Here is a 17,937-nt window from a genome sequence, read left to right as displayed (position 1 = left end):
ATTGTTTCCTTCATTCTTATTATTTTGTGATTATATCACATATCATCTTAGATGATTTTTGTGATATAGTGTTATTTTTTATCGTAATATTTTAATATCTGCAGTTATTTTTAATGTTTCAAAATAATTTTTAAGATAATCTTGTTCTCTTTTTTGCATAATAGTTGTAAAAATTTGTTCTTTTACATCTTTAAATTCAAGAGATGTGATATCTTTTTTATTTTGTACAAAAAACATATTATAGTTTTTATTTTGTGCAAAGATAGCACTAAACTCTTTTTCTGAAGTTGTATTTAGTATATATTTTGTTTGAGCATTTAACTCTTTTTGTTTCATCGTGATATTTTGACTCATTACTTTATCATTTTGAAGTAAAGGATTCTTTTTCAATTCCAATAAAGCTTGCTTTGACTTTGAAACATACGCTATAACTTCAATCGTATCTGCAATTTTAAATTGTTCTTTGTTATTTTCATAATAAATATTCAAATCTTCTTCACTAGCTACTGTAAGTTTTCCTCTTGCTATACTTGTGATAAGTTTTTGGTGAAGAAGTTGTTTCTTTATATTTTTTTTGAAAACTGTATAATCTTGCTGTTGTCTTACCAGTGATTTAAAATCTAAAACATTCATTTTATTACTTGAAGCTAGTTTTTCGATGTAATTATCAACATCAAAAATATCTATACTTATTTTATTTTTTTCAATCTCTTGTTCATATAAAACCTTATCAATGATCTGAGAAACTGCTTGATCTTTTGAGATTCTTTTTGTTTCCATCTCTTTATCTATATCAAAAAGAGTGATAGGGGTATCATTTACTGTTATTGCAATTGCATTTACAAGTCCTGCATATAAACTTGCTGTACAAAAAAGTATTGTGAAAATTATTTTATTCATAGTAGTTATTCCTTCATTTTAAAAATCTATTTTACCATAACAATAGTAAAATCATTGTCTAAATATCCCTCTATTATTTTTATATTTGAAGTCAAGCTTTCTGTTATATTTATTATATCTTCTTTATTGACATCATTAAATGTTTCATTTTTTAGATAATTAAAAATAAATGCTTTTTCTGAATGTTCAAAACATCTTTGTATAAATATCTCTACTTCACTTTTATTCAATAAATTGAGTGCCCCACTACAAATATAATAATCAGCAGGAATCAAAACATCTTCCAAAATATTTTGATTTAAAAATTCAATATTGGGAAACCTTTTTCGTGAGATATTTACCATATTTTCTTCACAATCAACGCCAATATAATGATGTGGTGTTTTATGGTTATTTTTTAAATAATGGTAATATTCTCCAAAACCAGATCCCACATCAATCACAGATGAAGTCTTGATATGCTTCTTTATCTGTTTTGTGAGAATTTCAAATCTTTTATACTGTGTATACTTACTATTCCAGTGTACACCTTGAGCAGACACACCATACTCTTTTATAGATTGAGAATAAAATTCTTTATTTGATGATATCTTCAAGTTTCTCTATACTTACATTATTATCTTTGATAAATTTAGTTACTATTTCAGAATTTGTATGCTCATAAGCTTTATCATATACTATTCTTTTAATACCACTTGCTATAAGATTTTTACTACAATCACTACATGGTTCAAGTGTAACATATATCGTAGCACCATCTATACTAATTCCTTCTCGTGCAGCCCAAATAATAGCATTCATCTCTGCATGAATTTCATAGGTTTTTGACCACTCATGATGGTCTTTTGTATACTCGCCATCCCAATGATCAGAGCAGTTGATATATCCAGGGGGTGTTCCATTATATCCTGTACTTAAAATTCGTCCATTTTTTACAATCACTGCACCTACTTGCTTCGATACACACTTACTAGCACTTGCTATCTCTTTTGCTATGTTAATAAAAATTTGATCAGTTAACATTTTATACCTTTTTATGATATTATTATATCTAAAAATAGAACAAACTACATTGAGAGGATTTTAAAAATGAAAAAATTATTATTGACATTAGGTCTTGTAAGTTCATTATTTGCAAAAGAGTATACTTTAAATTTTCAAGGACTAGAAAAAAATGAAAACTTTTCTATCAAACTTGATCTAAATATTGATGAAGAGGGAAAACCATTAAAAAATCAGAAGTATGATATTAGAAATATTCCAAATATTACATCCCTAAAAATTGTTTCTTTGGCAGGATTAGTAGGTACACTTAAAGATGAAAGAGAAGTGATAGCTTATTATAAAACAAATCTAAATATTGGTGGATTAAAAATACGAAATTTGTACAAACCAGCTCTAGCTAGAATATATGGAGATGAAAATAATATAACAATGCAGTTTGACAAAGATCATTATCAAAATATTGTTTCATTTTTAAGATATCACAACACTCCAAATGATGTAATCAAAGATATTGACAATATGTATGGTACATGGGAAGAGATAGAGTAAATTACTCTATCTTTGAGCCATTACACCTAGCCTATTCTACAATATGTCCTACAAACTTAGACATATTATCAAGTATTTTTCCACCTTTTCTAAAACCTAAACCACACGCTTCATAAGCATAAAAAACACCTGCTTGATAATAGCTTCCTTTTTCATCTTGAGGAAACTCTACATACTCTTGATAGATAGGTTTAAAGTTTGCATAATCTCCATCAGTTTTCATATCAAGAGAGTTATCATCATTAACAATAGCTACATTAGCGCCCTCTCTACCAAAACACATTTTTTCCACTTGTTTTTTGTTCTCTAAAGGTTCAAATGAAGTTTCTAGTAGTAATGGATGATTTGGATATAAATCCCATAAAATTTTCATGATTCCTTTACTTTGAAATAAAAGTGTATATGCAGGATTACAAATAATAGCTTTTTTATTATTGATAATTTCAGTGAGAATTACAGCTAACTCCCCCTCATCTATTGCAATATCTTCCCAAGGTATGAGTTTGAACCAAAATTCATAAATCTCATCATCTTTTGTAATTCCATCATCACTAAAACCTACATTACCTATATATTCAAAGTCAGTTTGATAGCCAGCTTCACTTGCTATATGTTGTAATAGTTTTGTCGTATTTTCCTCTTCATCATCTCCTAAAACTGATGAAAACAAAATTTTCCAATTGAGTTTTTCATAATGTTCTTCAAACTTCTCAATTTCACTATCTAAAGTTACAAATCTTTTAAAGTTATCTTTGATTGCTTCATATAAAGAGTTAAACTGACTTGATTCTTCAAAATTATTAAACTTTAACATTGCCCATTGAACAATCGCTGTTTCAAATACGGCTGTTGGTGTATCTGCATTAAACTCAATAAGTTTTATTGGTTTGCCATCAAGTCCACCTGCTAAATCAAATCGACCATAAAGATGCCAATGTACATCATCATCCCAAGAAGCTTTTATAACTTCTACAAGATTAAAAGGGATATCAAGTTCATGAAAAAGATTATTATCTATTACATACTGTCCTGCTTCACAAAACATATCATAAAGTTCATTTGTAGCTTCATAATATTCTTCTGCTTCTTGTTGGGAGATAGATACAATTTCATCACTAATATATGAGCTCGTATCTGTATCTGTGTGCCAAGTAAATCCAATGGATTCTAAGTATTCATTTGTCAATGGTTTTAAAGTTTTTAGTTTCATAGTATTATTTTATATCCTGTTGCGTAAATATTTAAGATGGTATTTGTTGGGAGTTTTCTTCTTATATTTTTCATCATAGTCTTGAGTGTATCAATACTATGATTTTCAAAATCATCCCAAACCTCTATTAGAAGTGTATCATAAGATACTGTTGCATTTACATTAGAAAAAAGAATTTGTAAAATTTTTCGCTCTTTTGGTGTAAGTCCAACTTCACAAGACCCCTTAAATAAAGACTCAACCTCAACATCCCAAATAAAATCATCTGCTAAGTAAATATTCTTTTTATTTGTTGTTTTAAAGTTTAGCGTCTCTTGTAAAGCTAATTCTAGAGAGTTTAAGACATCATTAATAGTAAAAGGCTTTACAATATATTTAGTGAGTTTCAGTTCAGATGCAGCTAATAGATTTTTTGTATCTGAAAAAGCAGTTATCATTATAATTCTTGTAGAGTGATCATTTTGTCGTATTTTTTTGGCAACTTCAATACCATCAGAATTTGGCATATGTATATCTAAAAGTATGACATCTGGCTTTTTTTCTTTATAAATAGAAAATGCTTCCAATCCATCTTTAGCAGTGTAAAACTCTTTAACCTTACACTTAAGACAGTCTTTAACCATATTTCTGATTTCAATTTCATCATCAGCATATAAAACTTTTAATTCTTTTAATTCCATCTTGTACCTTTTCAGTATTCAATTGACGCTCTGTAATATCATTATATACTAAAATTTTAAATCTTCACTAAATCTTCATTCTTTATTCACTGCTTCTTCACTATTAAATATTATACTCATATTATAACAAAAAAGGAAAAATTATGAAAACAAATAATACTACATTTAGTCCTGCGAATAACATCGAAACTTTATTAAACACGATACCAAAAAGATGCAACTGTAATATGTGTAAAGAGATGAAATCTATGGCAAAACAAAAATTAGGTGAGAATGCGTACAAACAAGTATGTAAAACAATAGGACTTGTTGCCTAGTTTTTAGAAAAGGAGGGGTTAATTAACCTCCAAAACTACTTCGTGATCCACTTGTTCTACTACTTCCGAAAAAACCACTTTTTTTCGTACTTGAAGTTGCTTTTGAACTAGAAGATGATTTAGCCTTATTAAAACTATTTACACTTTTTGAATATGTTGATGGTGATTTATAACTTGTTCGTCTTTGATTTTGGTAGTTACTGTTATTGAATAGTTTATTTCCAATATAAGCCCCAATCATTGCCCCAGCAGCAGAAGCAAGAATTGTTTCACCTAGTCCCATACCTCCACCACTCATTTGTGCATTTTGAGGGTTTGTAAGATTTGAAGTTCCATTATCGATTTTTTTTGCTTCTTGTGCAACTAATTGATCCACTTCTGCTTGTGATAAGATTCTTTCAGTTCCATTTTCTCTTAAAACAATTGTTGTTTTAGAACTTGGAAACTCATCTACAATTTGGTATCCACCTTGTGGATTTTTTTCTACAATTACAAAAGCACCCTGCTTTTGGCTTGCATTTGAAATAGTGTTACTATTTTGATTATATTGTCCATTTGCGTTTTTATCTTCACATCCAGTCATAGAGGCAATTAAAGTTGCACCTAAGCCACCTACTACTGCATAGTTAGATATTTTTTTTAAAAAGTATTTTTTATTTTTCATATATTATCCTAGTAAATTTGTTAAGTTTTCCATTGGACGGGCAATAACTGCTTTGTTTTCTTTTATAATAATTGGTCGTTCTATTAGTTTTGGATTTTGCACAACTAAATCAAGTATCTCATTTTGTGATTTATTTCCAATATCTAGTTCTTTATATTCTTTTTCTTTTTTTCGAAGCATATCATTTATATCAGATATTTTCAATTGTGCCATCACTCGTAATAATTCCTCTTTTGAAAAATCATTTTTTAAATATTCAAAAACTTCAAACTCTAAGCCTGATTCTTCCAAAATAGCTTTTGCTTCTCTTGATTTACTACATCTATTATTATGCCAAATTGTGATCATGATTAAACTTCCTTTTTTCCAAAACTTACTGCAATAGCATTATTGATTCTAGTAACAGTTTCTTCTATTCCAAGTACCGCAATGATATCGTATACCGATGGTGCATTTGTTCCACCTGTAAGTGCAATTCTTATTGGTTGAAATACTTGTGGAAATTTTAAACCATTATCAGTAATAAATGGTTTTGTAAATCCTTCAATATCAACAGGAGTATGCATCTCTTTATTTGCTTTTAGTAATGATACATAAGAGTTAAGCATCTCAATAGTTCCCTCTTTTACAAACTTTTTTGAACCTTTTGCGTCATAAGAAGTTGGTACATCTAAAATATTTGTAATCGCATCTTTAAGTTCTACAAGTGTATTTGCTCTCTCTTTACATAAATCTAATATCATCTCTTTTTTATCATGACCTTCTAAGTGGCATTCAAAAAATTCGAGTTCATTAGCAAGTCGTTCATTAGATACATTTTTAATATAATGAGCATTTAACCATAATAATTTCTCAGCATTATAAGCAGATGCAGATTTGTTAATATTATTTGGATCAAATAATTCTAACATTTCATCCATTGAGAAAATTTCTTGATCCCCATTTGACCATCCAAGTCTTACTAAGAAGTTTAATAAAGCTTCTGGTAAATATCCATCTGCTTTATATTGCATAACATCCATAGCCCCATCTCTTTTAGATAGTTTCTTACCTGATGGATTGTTAATCATTGGCATATGATAAAATTTTGGAACATCAAAACCTAAAGCATTATAAATTACGATTTGTTTTGGAGTATTAGATAAGTGATCATCACCTCTTAAAACATCAGTCATTCCCATTAAATGGTCATCAATAGCAACAACAAAGTTATAAATAGGCATTCCATTAGCACGAGCGATTACAAAATCATCAACTTGGTTTGCATCAAATTTCATAGAACCTTTTACACCATCTTCAAACAAAATAGTGCCAGAAGTAGGAGCTTTTATTCTAATAACAGGATCTACATCAGCAGGAATTTCTGGTAATACTTTACCATCTTCTGGTCTCCAAGTACCATCGTATCTTGGATTCTCTTTAGCAGCCTCTTGTTTTGCTCTTAAAGCATCAAGTTCATCTCTACTCATATAACATTTATAAGCCTTACCCTCTTCTAATAATTGAGCAATATACTTTTTATAAATATCAGTTCTTTTCGATTGGTATTCTATTTCACAATCACTTGGCATTCCAACCCATTCAAAAGCTTCTAAGATTGCTTTTACAGCATCCTCATTGTTTCTTGCATTATCTGTGTCTTCTATTCTTAGTTTAAACTCACCATTTGTTTTCTTAGCCCATAAATAGCTATATAATGCCGTTCTTAATCCACCAATGTGTAAATATCCTGTTGGACTTGGTGCAAATCTTGTAATTGCCATATTTTTATTATCTCCTATTATTCTTGTGCTTTTTTAATTGTTTCAAGTATTGCGTTATGTAGTAGTTCTGTATCAAAAGGTTTCACAATCCAAGAAGTAGCACCAGCTTCTCTACCTTGTTTCTTCATTTCAGCACTCCATTCAGTAGTTAAAACCATAATAGGAACATCTATGTAATCAAGTTTATCTCTTAACTTTTGGATTAATTCAATCCCATCCATATTTGGCATATTGATATCAGTAATAATAAAGTCATACTCCTCTTCAGCTGAAAGGGCTAAAGCTTCTACTCCATCTTCCGCACTCTGAATATTCATATACCCGATTTCTAAAAGAGAACTCTCTACCATCTCCCTTATTGTTGAACTATCATCTACGAAAAGTATCCTTATATTTCTATTGAAATCCATTTTACTATCCTTTAAAATTCATTTGGGTTAAACTCAAAATCTACATCTGAATTAAAGCCAATATTCATATTTAGGCTATTATATCCAAATTGAGCTGATTTATAAAGATTTAGTCCCAAAACTCACGAAGCTCTCTGTCTTTTTTTTTCTTTTTTTCTTTAAGTTGGCTTTGTAAAATTAATTCCTCTTTTAAATCTTCTTGATGTTGTTTTTCATCGGCTAATATTTTAGCTCTTTCTTTTCTTGCTTGAACTATTCTTGTATGTATCTTTTTTTGTGCTTCTTGTTTCATCTCATCATCAAAATTCATTGACTCTATACTTTGCATTGCTTCTTTAAGCTCCTGCTCTTCGGTTAAACTTTTTTCTTCTTGTGTCTGTTCATTTTTTTGATCTATTTTTGCTTTATCTTCAGGGGTAATATTTTGAATAGGTAGATTGATTTTTAGCTGTTCTTCTGGTTCTTCTATCTCTTCAGAAATAGTTTCTTTTGCAACTTTTAGTTTTTTAGGTTTTTTAAACTCTTTTTTCTTAGATGATTTTTCTAAAGTGTTTACATACTCTTTTAGCTGTTCGTATTCCGCCATAATTTTCTCATATTTTTGAAATTCCATTAAAAGGAAACAAGGCTTTCCATCCCTAAGGATAATAGCCTTGTCAATTTCATTTTCTAAAACTTTATCAAAAATCATTTTACTTTTTCGAATAAGCTCAGTAGATGAGTACATCTCGTCTGATTTGTATAGTAATAATCCCATTTGCAAACTCCTATATGTAAAGTATTACATAGTATAACACATTTTTATGTAACTATCCAAGATGCTTCTAATACTAATTTTTCATCTATATAAATTTTTCCTTCAAATTTATCATTTAAGTTATAAGTTCCCACACCTTTAGGAGTACCTGTCATGATAACATCTCCATCTTCTAAAGTCATAAAAGAATTTATCTCTTCTATCATTTGAGTTGGTTTGTACATCATCAAATCGTAACTTCCATATTGTGCTAAAGTATCATTAATAAATAGTTCTAATCGTATTTTAGAGATATCATCTTCTAGCTTTACAAATTCACTCAATACAGCTGAACCATTAAAAGACTTTGATCTCTCCCATGGAAGTGATTTACTTTTTAAATAATTTTGTTCATTGGCTTTTGTTAAGTCCAATCCAAAAGCAATAGCATCTATCTTGTTATCTTTGATTAATAAACAAATTTCACCCTCATACCGTGTATCTTCAGAAAAGTACTCTAATTTATTTGAAATTGCAGAATTAGGTTTATTAAAAATGACCATATCTTTTGGCATCTCATTATCTAACTCTTTTATATGATCTACATAATTTCTTCCAATACACACTATTTTAGAGGGTATAATCTCTTCTTTTTGAAAAATAATTTTTTTCATAGTGTATCGGTAATATTTTTAAAGACTAAATCCATTAGTCTTGTTCTAGCCTCAACTGAAGCCCATGCTATATGAGGAGTCATAATAACTCTTTCTTGATTTTCAATTTTTAATAAAGGAGAAGTTGCCTCAATTGGTTCAACTGTTGTTACATCTGTTGCAAAATATATATCTTTCCCATTATTTAAAGTATTGGTAATATCTTGTTCATTGACAAGTCCACCACGACCAAGATTTAATAATATTGCTCCATCTTTTAAGTTATCTAAATTATTTTTATTTAATAAATTATTAGTTTGTTCATTTAAAGCACAATGTATAGAAACAATATCTGACTGTTCCAGAAGTTTTTCTAAACTTACATTTTCATATAATGTTTCATTGTTTTTCCCACTTGTAGAATAATAAACCACTCTACATCCAAAAGCAACTGCTATCTTCGCAACCTCTTTTCCAATATTACCTAAACCTATAATTCCAATAGTTTTACCACTTAGTTCATAAAATGGTTTGTCGTTGTTTGTAAAGATGTCACTCTTTGCCCAAGCTCCAGATTTTACATAGTTGTCATAAAAATTTATTTTTTGTACAAACTGTAGTATGTATGAAAATGCTAATTGTGCTACGCTAGATGTTGAGTATCCTGCTACATTTTTAACTGGTATACCCTTTTGTTGAGCATATTCTAAGTCTATATTATTCATCCCTGTTGCTGTAATACAAATAAGTTTTATAGTAGAATTTTTCATTGTGTTTTTATCTACAATTGCTTTGTTTGTTACAACAACATCTGCATCTTTTACTCTTTGTAATACCTCATCAGGTTTTGTAAAATCATAGTATGTAACTTCACCTAATGTATCAAATTGTTCTAAATTGATATCATCTCCTAATGTTTTTCTATCTAAAAATACTATTTTCATATCTCTTCCTTTTTTGTTGTTTTTGGTTTTGCTCTCATTATCATAATCATAATAAATACAAAAAATAGTGTAATTCCAATAGAAAACCCAACTGGAATACTTTTTGTGATCACATAAGTTACAATTAAAATAGCAAGTATTGTTGGTACTTCATTATATGCTCTAAAAAATTTTCCCGATTTTTGACATTTTTCACAATTTAGTTTTAATCTGATTTTATCAAGACTAATAGAGTAAATAATAAGTAACACAACAAGTAAAAGTTTTGCATGCATCCAAGGCTGTGCCATTAGCTCCATATTTGTATAAATCATATAAGCACCCGAGAATACTGTTGCCCACATAGCAGGTGCCCCTATATATTTATATAACTTGTATTCTTGAACTTTTACAACCTCTACAAACTCTTTTTTATCTTTATTTTCTGCATGATAGACAAAAAGTCTTGGTAGATAAAATAACATAGACATCCAAGACAAAACAGCAATAACATGAAATGCCATCACTGGATAATAATATTCACTCAAATCAGAACTCCTTACAGTAATTTTTACTATTCTAGTAAAGTTTTACTAAAATATCTCTATGATAATTCAATAAATAAACTCTTAACCATTGATATATTAAAATACCTTTAGTTATATACAATACAAAACCATTAGGAAAATATATGAAATTTACAGCACCTTTAAAATCAAATAGTATAAAAATAATGCTATTAGGAAGTGGAGAATTAGGAAAAGAAGTTATTATAGAAGCTCAACGACTAGGTATAGAAACAATTGCTGTAGATAGCTACGCTAATGCACCTGCACATTTAGTAGCAAATAAATCTTATGTAATAAATATGAAAAATGAAGATGAAGTTTTAGATGTCATAAGAAGAGAAAAACCAAATTTTATCTTACCAGAAGTTGAAGCTATCAGTATTTCTGCATTATTTGAAGCTGAAAAGGAAGGGTTCCATGTGATTCCAAATGCTGAAGCTGTAAATAAAACAATGAATAGAAAAAATATTAGAGTTTTTGCATGCGAAGAGTTACAACTTCCAGCATCTAAATATGAATTTGTTACTACCTTAGAGGGATTACAAAAAGCAGCAGATAAAATTGGTTTTCCATGTGTTATTAAACCAGTTATGTCTAGTTCTGGACATGGTCAGACAATAGCAAAAACAAAAAATGATTTACAAAACTCATGGGAAGTAGCAAAAGAAGCTAGAGGAGATGCAAGTGAACTCATTGTTGAAGAGTTTATCTCTTTTGATTATGAAATTACTCTCTTAACTGTTAGAAACGAAACAGGTACAACATTTTGTGAGCCTATAGGTCACATTCAAAAAGATGGTGACTACATCTTTTCATGGCAACCAATGAATATGAGTGAATTAGCAAAACAAAAAGCTATCGATGTTGCTAAAAAAATCACTGATGGGCTAGGTGGTAGAGGACTTTTTGGTGTTGAACTCTTTGTAAAAGGAGATGAAGTTTATTTTTCTGAGGTGAGTCCACGACCACATGATACAGGTATGGTAACTATGATAACTCAATCACAATCACAATTTGCATTACATGTAAGAGCAGTTCTGGGATTACCTCTTGACTATATCAACTATGGAGCGGGTGCGAGTGCAGCCTACAAGTCTACAACTGATACATTTAGTCCAGAAATCAATGTAGACCCTAGTATTTTTACAACAAATTCATTTGTTAGAGTTTTTGGTAAGCCACAAACTCATGAAGGACGAAGAATGGCTGTTGCATTAACTTTTGATAAAAATGATAGTGAAATAGCACTACAAAATGCAAAAACATTAATCAGTAAAATTACCGAATAGCTTTCACTTTATAGAGCTATTTGTAAGGACACTTTTCACAAGAAAGGTGTCTTTCATCTACTTTACATTTCACACATTTCGAAACTGGTAAATTAAACTGTCTCGATGAAGTACATTTTATATGTTTAGATGCAACATAACTAACATTTTCCGTTACATCGTATGCTAATTTATTCACAATTTGTGTGCTTACATTTTTATTTCTAAGAACTGCTCTTCTAACTAAAACTTCAGGAGAGATAAAAAGTAATTCTAAAAGTCCCTGCTCTGTTGTTTCTATTGCTAATTCTATTTTTTGTGAAAGAGATAAATTATTTAAGTCCATGATATAATCCTAATAATTATTTACATAACGATACTTTTCCCTAACTAATCTAAGAAAAAGCTTAAACAATGATAATTAAAATATTTATTTTGAAAATATCAATAAAAAACCCTACTTATAAAATATATAAGTAGGGTGCAATATTCTATTTATAAAAAGTTATTATTTTTTAAAAACTCTTTTGAAAATTGCACTTACATTTTTAGTATAATATTCATAGTTAAAACATTCTCTAATTTGTTTTTCAGATAATGATTTTCTTAACTCGTCATCAGCTAATAAGTGACCTAAGTATAAAGACTCACCTTTTTTATTTGTAGTTGCTTTCCCTTGTTGAATTTCTTGCCAAACTTTCATCGCGTTTCTTTGAACAATTTTATATGCATCTTCTCTACTTACACCTTTCAGTGGTAACTCTAAAAGTACTCTTTGAGAAAATACAAGTCCACCAGTTAAGTTAAGATTTTTCATCATATTTTCAGGCATAACTGTTAAGTTTGCAATTACATTATTCATTCTATGAAGCATAAAATCAGTTGTGATAAATGCATCTGGTAACCAAAATCTTTCATTTGATGAGTGAGAGATATCTCTTTCGTGCCATAATGCAACATTTTCCATTGCTGGGGCTGCAAATGATCTAATAGTTCTTGCAAGTCCAGTTATATTTTCAGTTAAAATTGGGTTTCGTTTATGAGGCATAGCTGAAGATCCTTTTTGACCTTTTGCAAAAAACTCTTCACACTCATACACTTCTGTTCTTTGTAAATGTCGAACCTGTACAGCAAATTTTTCAATAGAAGAAGCCATAGAAGCTAAAGCCGTTGCAAGTCTAGCATATCTATCTCTATGAACTACTTGATTTGAACAAGGCTCAGGTTTTAAACCTAACTCTTTCATAGCATATTCTTCAAGTTCTAAAGGAGCGTGTGCAAAGTTACCCATAGCACCAGAGATTTGACCAACAGAAATAACTTTTAAAGTCTCTTTGAGATTCTTTAAATGTCTTTTCATCTCATCATACCACACAGCTAAAGTAAGACCAAAAGTGATAGGTTCACCATGAATACCATGAGATCTTCCTACCATAAGTGTATATTTATGCTCTTTAGCTCTTCTTTTGATAGATTTCATAAGCATTTTAACATCTTTGATAACTATCTTAAGAGAATCTCTCATTTGAATAGCAACACCTGTATCAACAGCATCAGATGATGTCATACCATAGTGGAACCATCTTGATTCATCACCTAATGACTCAGAAACACTTGTATTAAAAGCGATTAAATCATGTTTTGTTACTGCTTCAATCTCTTCAATTCTTTCAACTGAAAATGTAGCATTCTTTACAATCTTTTTACAATCTTCATCAGGAATAAGTCCAAGTTTATTCCAAGCTTTTACTGCTGCTTTTTCAACCTCTAACCAAGCTGCATATCTTGCATGTTGCGTCCAATTGTCACTCATCTCTTTTCGTGCGTATCTTTCTACCATTTATAAATCCCTCATACATAATATTTGTGCCATTTTATCTAAAATTTACTTTTATATAAGATTACAATTAAAACAAATTTCCCTTTCTTCATATAAAGTGTATATTTGCTATAATGCACATTATTTACAAAAGGATAGTATTACAATTATGAACAAAATTTTACTAATTCACTTTATCGCTATCATACTTTTTTCAAAAGAACTAATAACTCCTATACCTTTAAAAAATGATGTCAATCAAAAAAAAGCGTTGCTTGGAAATAAACTTTTTTTCGATGTAAGATTAAGTAAAAATAATACTATCTCTTGTGCATCTTGCCATATTTTAGAAGAAGGTGGGGATGACAATTTAGAAGTTTCTTTTGGAATTGATGGGAAAACAGGAGATAGAAATGCTCCTACAGTGTTAAATGCTAAATTTAATCATACGCAATTTTGGGATGGTAGAGCAGTGACTTTGGAAGATCAAGCTTCTGGACCTATTCACAATCCAGTTGAAATGAATTCAAATTTTAATGAAATCATTTCAAAACTAAATCAAGATGAAGATTATGTGACCTTATTCAATACAATTTATAAAGATGGAATAACAGGAAAAAATATCACCAATGCAATAGCAGAATATGAAAGTACTCTTATCACTCCAAACGGCAGATTCGACAAATTTTTACGAGGTGATAAAGAAGCTTTATCCGAAGATGAAAAAAAAGGATACAAACTTTTTAAAGAATATGGATGTATCTCTTGCCACAATGGAGTAAATATTGGTGGTAACCTTATGCAAAAAATAGGAGTAATAGAAGATTTTCAATCATCCGATAAAGGGAGATACAATCTTACAAAAAATGAAGATGACAAATACTATTTTAAAGTTCCAAGTTTAAGAAATATTAGTTTAACTTCACCTTATTTCCATGATGGATTAACACCAACACTCAAAGATGCAGTAGCTAAAATGTCATACTACCAAATAGGATATACACTATCTGAAAAAGAGATTGATTATATTGTACAATTTCTTCATACACTTACAGGTGAGCAAAATTTTCAAAAAGAATTTTCACATGAATAAAAGAATTGTCACCTCTGTTTTACTTCTTATGTTGTTACTCACACTAGCTTTTTATATCAATAATGCCCGTATTCAAAACAACAATTTTTTTCAAATCAATGATAATATTGAAAAAATAATTTTATATAATAAAGAGTTTGACTTATATTTAAAAAACTCTTTTACTTATAATAATTTTGACATAATTGAAAATCAAATTAAAAAGTCTAAACAAGAATTTGAAAAACTGCAGTCAAATAAGCTATTACAAGAACTTGATAATGATGAATTACAACATTTATTGAAAGAACTTTACACTCAAATACCACATAAATATGAAATTATTGCAAGAGTAAAATCCTATAGAGCCATTTTAAATAAATCATTTGTGATAGCACAAAAATTGAAAAAAGATGGAATTCATAAAAACTTATCACCACTTTATACTACAATAATGATTCTTGATAAAAATCCTGAGCTTGATATAACAAAAGAGTTACAACACTTTAAGAAGCTATTTGTACTTTATCCTTCTAAAAATGACAAATATTTTTTAAAACACTCAAAGATTATTTTTGAATATCAATACAAACTCAATCAAATAAATAAAAATCTAACAAATTCTTCTTTTGAAAAAACACTAAATGATTTTAATATAAAGTATAATAATTATTCACAATCTATTATAAAAAAAGCTTATTTATCTGTTGTTATATTATTTCTTTTATTGATTATTGCTATTTTATCTTATCTTGCGTATGATTACAATCTTGCTCTTTCAAAAAAAGAACTTAGTAGATTTAGAAAAACAGTGGAAGATAGTGACAATATAATTGTTATTACAGATGCAGATACAAGAATAAAATATGTGAATGCAACATTTACAAAAATCACAGGATATACACAAGAGGAAGTTTTAGGAAAAAGTCCAAAAATGTTTAATTCAGGAGAACAGTCTCCTGAATTTTACAAAGAGTTAAATGAAACTATTTATTCAGGAAAAAAATGGAGCGGAAAATTTATAAATGTCTCAAAAGATGGAACTCTTACATATGAAAAAGCTACTATCACTCCTGTGTTTAATGAGCACAATGAAATTTTAGAATTTGTTGCTATAAAACTTGATATCACAAAAGAAACAAAATCACAAGAACAATTAATAAAAAAAGAAAAACTTCTACTCCAACAAACAAAAATGGCTGCAATGGGTGAGATGCTTCAAAATATAGCACATCAATGGAGACAACCATTATCTATCATCTCTACAGCATCCACAGGTTTGTTAGTAAAAAAAGAACTCAATATCAAAACAACGCCAGAAGAAGATATCAAAACACTCAATGCAATCAATGACTCAACGCAGTACCTTTCAGAAACAATTCATGCATTTAGTGACTTTTTCAATCCTAGCAAAGCAAAAACTTTATTTAAGATAAAGGATGTATATCAAAAAACACTTAATATTGTTTTGTCAAAGTTTAAAAATGCGAATATTGAAATAGTTGAAAATATTGAGGATATATCAATTACAAATCTCGATAATGAACTTATTCAAGTAATGATGAATTTGCTTAATAATGCAAGAGATGTTTTAATAACAAAAGAAAATATAAAAAGATATATTTTTGTAAATATTTCCAAAACTGATCACAATGTTGTCATAACAATAAAAGATAATGGTGGAGGAGTTCCTTTTGAGATTATAGAAAAAATATTTGAACCATACTTTACCACAAAACACAAATCACAAGGGATTGGTATTGGGTTATATATGTGTCAAGAGATTATTTCAAAACATATGAATGGAAAATTGACTGTAAATAATAAAAATTTTACTTACAAAGATGTTCACTATAAAGGTGCTGAATTTAAAATAGAATTTCCACTATCTTAATATCGTAACTCATAATTGATCTTTTAATACTTCAATAAACTATCAATATTATTTCAATAAAATTCGTTTAATTTAAATATATAGGAAAAAAATGTTAGAAAAAAATAGATGGCTAATGGCATTAAGTGCGGTTGGTGTTCATATTTGTATCGGTTCTGTATACGCATGGAGTGTATATGTTAAACCTATTCAAGAACAAATGAATTGGACATTAACAGATGTTACGATATCTTTTAGTGTTGCGATTTTCTTTTTAGGATTATCAGCAGCTTTAATGGGAAAATTTGTTGAAAGAAATGGACCTCGAGTATCTGCAATTATTGCAGCTTCACTATTTGGTTTAGGGACTGCTGGTTCTGGTTTAGCAATTTTGATGGAATCAAAATTGCTTTTATACTTTTTTTATGGTGTTTTAGGTGGATGTGGATTAGGAATAGGGTATATCTCTCCTGTATCAACACTAGTAAAATGGTTTCCAGATAAAAGAGGTATGGCTACTGGTCTTGCTATTATGGGATTTGGTTTTGCTTCTGCTATATGGGGACCAACTATTAAAATTTTAATAGAATCTGTTGGTATCTCAAACACATTTTTTATTTTAGGTGCTTCATACTTTGTGATTATGTTTGCTTCTGCTTTATATTTAGAAAAACCAGAAGAGGGTTATTTACCTGAAAAATTTCAAAAGAAAATAGATGAGGGTAAAAAAACACTCAAAAAAGATTTAGCTTCTTTAGGTTTAAATGAAGCAGTAAAAACACCAAGATTTTATGGTCTTTGGCTAATGTTATTTATCAATGTTACTTGTGGTATTGCTATTATTGGTGTAGCTTCTCCTCTTCTTCAAGAAGTTATTGGTATCTCTGCAATTGCAGCCGCTGCTGCAGTGGGACTTATGGGGATATTTAATGGAGCAGGAAGAATCTTTTGGGCTTCACTCTCAGACTATTTAACAAGACCTATTGTATATATAATCTTTTTCTTAACTCAAGCAATAGCTTTTTATATCTTGCCTTCAGTTACAGAAATAGTAGTATTTCAAATGATTTTATTTTTTATCATGTCTTGTTATGGTGGAGGGTTCGCTTCAATTCCTGCTTATATAGGTGATATCTTTGGAACAAAAGAGCTTGGAGCTATTCACGGATATATTTTAACAGCTTGGGCAGCAGCAGGACTTGTTGGGCCTCTTATAATCTCTATGGTAAAAGACTCAACTGGATCATATTCTCAAACACTGTATGTATTTGCAGGATTCTTTGTTGTAGCACTTATTATTTCGATAGCTATGCTTATAAATATAAAATCTATTCAAAAAAGAAAGAAATCTTAGTTTCTTTTCTATAGATATTTTTATCTCTTTTATTAGAGATAAAATGTCTGTTAATACCAGTATATACTAGATAACACCCAAAATGTCTTTTCCAACTCTTATACCTATGTAAAAGGTACATATACATCATATCAAAAATATTTTATTTTCTCATTATTATCTGTAAAGTCTT

At 29.2% G+C, this 17,937-nt stretch carries 21 protein-coding genes; 6 read left to right on the top strand and 15 right to left on the bottom strand.

Annotated features, from left to right (window positions below):
* Positions 1 to 78: 78 nt before the first annotated feature.
* The 3 genes from ACMCMH_RS05795 to ACMCMH_RS05785 are packed head-to-tail and all read right to left on the bottom strand — an operon-like array spanning position 79 to position 1,923.
* Complete coding sequence (locus tag ACMCMH_RS05795; RefSeq protein ID WP_412727899.1) at positions 79 to 900, bottom strand: peptidyl-prolyl cis-trans isomerase; 822 nt, start codon at positions 898 to 900, stop codon at positions 79 to 81.
* A gap of 26 nt (positions 901 to 926) precedes the next feature.
* Complete coding sequence (locus tag ACMCMH_RS05790; RefSeq protein ID WP_412727898.1) at positions 927 to 1,496, bottom strand: class I SAM-dependent methyltransferase; 570 nt, start codon at positions 1,494 to 1,496, stop codon at positions 927 to 929.
* Complete coding sequence (locus tag ACMCMH_RS05785; protein WP_412727897.1) at positions 1,477 to 1,923, bottom strand: deoxycytidylate deaminase; 447 nt, start codon at positions 1,921 to 1,923, stop codon at positions 1,477 to 1,479. The genes ACMCMH_RS05790 and ACMCMH_RS05785 overlap by 20 nt, the downstream gene beginning before the upstream one ends.
* 66 nt (positions 1,924 to 1,989) lie before the next feature.
* Between ACMCMH_RS05785 and ACMCMH_RS05780 the strand changes: the two genes are divergently transcribed.
* A complete protein-coding gene (locus ACMCMH_RS05780; RefSeq protein ID WP_412727896.1) occupies positions 1,990 to 2,454 on the top strand; it encodes a hypothetical protein in 465 nt (154 codons plus the stop codon).
* A 31-nt stretch (positions 2,455 to 2,485) separates the two neighbouring features.
* Here the strand turns inward: ACMCMH_RS05780 and ACMCMH_RS05775 are convergent, their stop codons facing one another.
* Positions 2,486 to 3,664: a glutathionylspermidine synthase family protein gene (locus tag ACMCMH_RS05775; protein ID WP_412727895.1), complete on the bottom strand. Its 1,179-nt coding sequence runs from the start codon at positions 3,662 to 3,664 to the stop codon at positions 2,486 to 2,488.
* A complete protein-coding gene (locus ACMCMH_RS05770; protein ID WP_412727894.1) occupies positions 3,661 to 4,344 on the bottom strand; it encodes a response regulator transcription factor in 684 nt (227 codons plus the stop codon). The genes ACMCMH_RS05775 and ACMCMH_RS05770 overlap by 4 nt, the downstream gene beginning before the upstream one ends.
* Before the next feature lie 143 nt (positions 4,345 to 4,487).
* Here ACMCMH_RS05770 and ACMCMH_RS05765 point away from each other — a divergent pair, with 143 nt between their 5' ends.
* Complete coding sequence (locus ACMCMH_RS05765; protein WP_412727893.1) at positions 4,488 to 4,661, top strand: hypothetical protein; 174 nt, start codon at positions 4,488 to 4,490, stop codon at positions 4,659 to 4,661.
* Between the two features lie 22 nt (positions 4,662 to 4,683).
* Here the strand turns inward: ACMCMH_RS05765 and ACMCMH_RS05760 are convergent, their stop codons facing one another.
* The 8 genes from ACMCMH_RS05760 to hemJ form a co-directional block, all read right to left on the bottom strand.
* Entirely contained in the window at positions 4,684 to 5,325 is a 642-nt protein-coding gene (locus ACMCMH_RS05760; RefSeq protein ID WP_412727892.1) for a UPF0323 family lipoprotein, read from the bottom strand.
* A 3-nt stretch (positions 5,326 to 5,328) separates the two neighbouring features.
* Positions 5,329 to 5,673 carry an arsenate reductase (glutaredoxin) gene (gene arsC, locus ACMCMH_RS05755; protein ID WP_412727891.1) on the bottom strand — a complete coding sequence of 115 codons (345 nt, stop codon included), beginning with the start codon at positions 5,671 to 5,673 and terminating at the stop codon, positions 5,329 to 5,331.
* A gap of 2 nt (positions 5,674 to 5,675) precedes the next feature.
* Positions 5,676 to 7,088: a glutamate--tRNA ligase gene (gltX, locus tag ACMCMH_RS05750; protein WP_412727890.1), complete on the bottom strand. Its 1,413-nt coding sequence runs from the start codon at positions 7,086 to 7,088 to the stop codon at positions 5,676 to 5,678.
* 17 nt (positions 7,089 to 7,105) lie between these two features.
* Positions 7,106 to 7,498, bottom strand: coding sequence for a response regulator (locus ACMCMH_RS05745; RefSeq protein WP_412727889.1), 393 nt, complete (start codon positions 7,496 to 7,498; stop codon positions 7,106 to 7,108).
* Positions 7,499 to 7,607: 109 nt separating this feature from the next.
* Entirely contained in the window at positions 7,608 to 8,255 is a 648-nt protein-coding gene (locus tag ACMCMH_RS05740) for a hypothetical protein (protein WP_412727888.1), read from the bottom strand.
* A 44-nt stretch (positions 8,256 to 8,299) separates the two neighbouring features.
* Positions 8,300 to 8,908, bottom strand: a complete 609-nt coding sequence (locus tag ACMCMH_RS05735) for a fumarylacetoacetate hydrolase family protein (protein ID WP_412727887.1) — start codon at positions 8,906 to 8,908, stop codon at positions 8,300 to 8,302.
* Positions 8,905 to 9,831, bottom strand: coding sequence for a D-2-hydroxyacid dehydrogenase (locus ACMCMH_RS05730; RefSeq protein WP_412727886.1), 927 nt, complete (start codon positions 9,829 to 9,831; stop codon positions 8,905 to 8,907). The genes ACMCMH_RS05735 and ACMCMH_RS05730 overlap by 4 nt, the downstream gene beginning before the upstream one ends.
* Positions 9,828 to 10,334 carry a protoporphyrinogen oxidase HemJ gene (hemJ, locus tag ACMCMH_RS05725; protein ID WP_412728003.1) on the bottom strand — a complete coding sequence of 169 codons (507 nt, stop codon included), beginning with the start codon at positions 10,332 to 10,334 and terminating at the stop codon, positions 9,828 to 9,830. The genes ACMCMH_RS05730 and hemJ overlap by 4 nt, the downstream gene beginning before the upstream one ends.
* Before the next feature lie 167 nt (positions 10,335 to 10,501).
* Here hemJ and purT point away from each other — a divergent pair, with 167 nt between their 5' ends.
* Positions 10,502 to 11,668, top strand: a complete 1,167-nt coding sequence (gene purT / locus ACMCMH_RS05720; protein ID WP_412727885.1) for a formate-dependent phosphoribosylglycinamide formyltransferase — start codon at positions 10,502 to 10,504, stop codon at positions 11,666 to 11,668.
* Between the two features lie 16 nt (positions 11,669 to 11,684).
* On the opposite strand, the gene ACMCMH_RS05715 is transcribed toward purT, so the two are convergent.
* Together ACMCMH_RS05715 and purB are read right to left on the bottom strand one after the other, a co-directional pair.
* Complete coding sequence (locus tag ACMCMH_RS05715; protein ID WP_412727884.1) at positions 11,685 to 11,993, bottom strand: hypothetical protein; 309 nt, start codon at positions 11,991 to 11,993, stop codon at positions 11,685 to 11,687.
* A 162-nt stretch (positions 11,994 to 12,155) separates the two neighbouring features.
* The gene (gene purB / locus ACMCMH_RS05710) at positions 12,156 to 13,487 is read right to left on the bottom strand and encodes an adenylosuccinate lyase (RefSeq protein WP_412727883.1); all 1,332 of its coding nucleotides are present in this window, start codon (positions 13,485 to 13,487) and stop codon (positions 12,156 to 12,158) included.
* Positions 13,488 to 13,635: 148 nt separating this feature from the next.
* Here purB and ACMCMH_RS05705 point away from each other — a divergent pair, with 148 nt between their 5' ends.
* The 3 genes from ACMCMH_RS05705 (at position 13,636) to ACMCMH_RS05695 (ending at position 17,765) form a co-directional block, all read left to right on the top strand.
* Positions 13,636 to 14,559 carry a cytochrome-c peroxidase gene (locus ACMCMH_RS05705; RefSeq protein WP_412727882.1) on the top strand — a complete coding sequence of 308 codons (924 nt, stop codon included), beginning with the start codon at positions 13,636 to 13,638 and terminating at the stop codon, positions 14,557 to 14,559.
* The gene (locus ACMCMH_RS05700) at positions 14,552 to 16,432 is read left to right on the top strand and encodes a PAS domain S-box protein (protein WP_412727881.1); all 1,881 of its coding nucleotides are present in this window, start codon (positions 14,552 to 14,554) and stop codon (positions 16,430 to 16,432) included. The genes ACMCMH_RS05705 and ACMCMH_RS05700 overlap by 8 nt, the downstream gene beginning before the upstream one ends.
* 91 nt (positions 16,433 to 16,523) lie before the next feature.
* Complete coding sequence (locus ACMCMH_RS05695) at positions 16,524 to 17,765, top strand: OFA family MFS transporter (RefSeq protein WP_412727880.1); 1,242 nt, start codon at positions 16,524 to 16,526, stop codon at positions 17,763 to 17,765.
* Positions 17,766 to 17,937: the final 172 nt, after the last annotated feature.

The organism is Arcobacter sp. 15-2, from assembly GCF_047159865.1.
Taxonomy (GTDB): Bacteria; Campylobacterota; Campylobacteria; order Campylobacterales; family Arcobacteraceae; genus JAIOSF01.
This window is presented reverse-complemented; position numbering and strand designations above follow the sequence as displayed.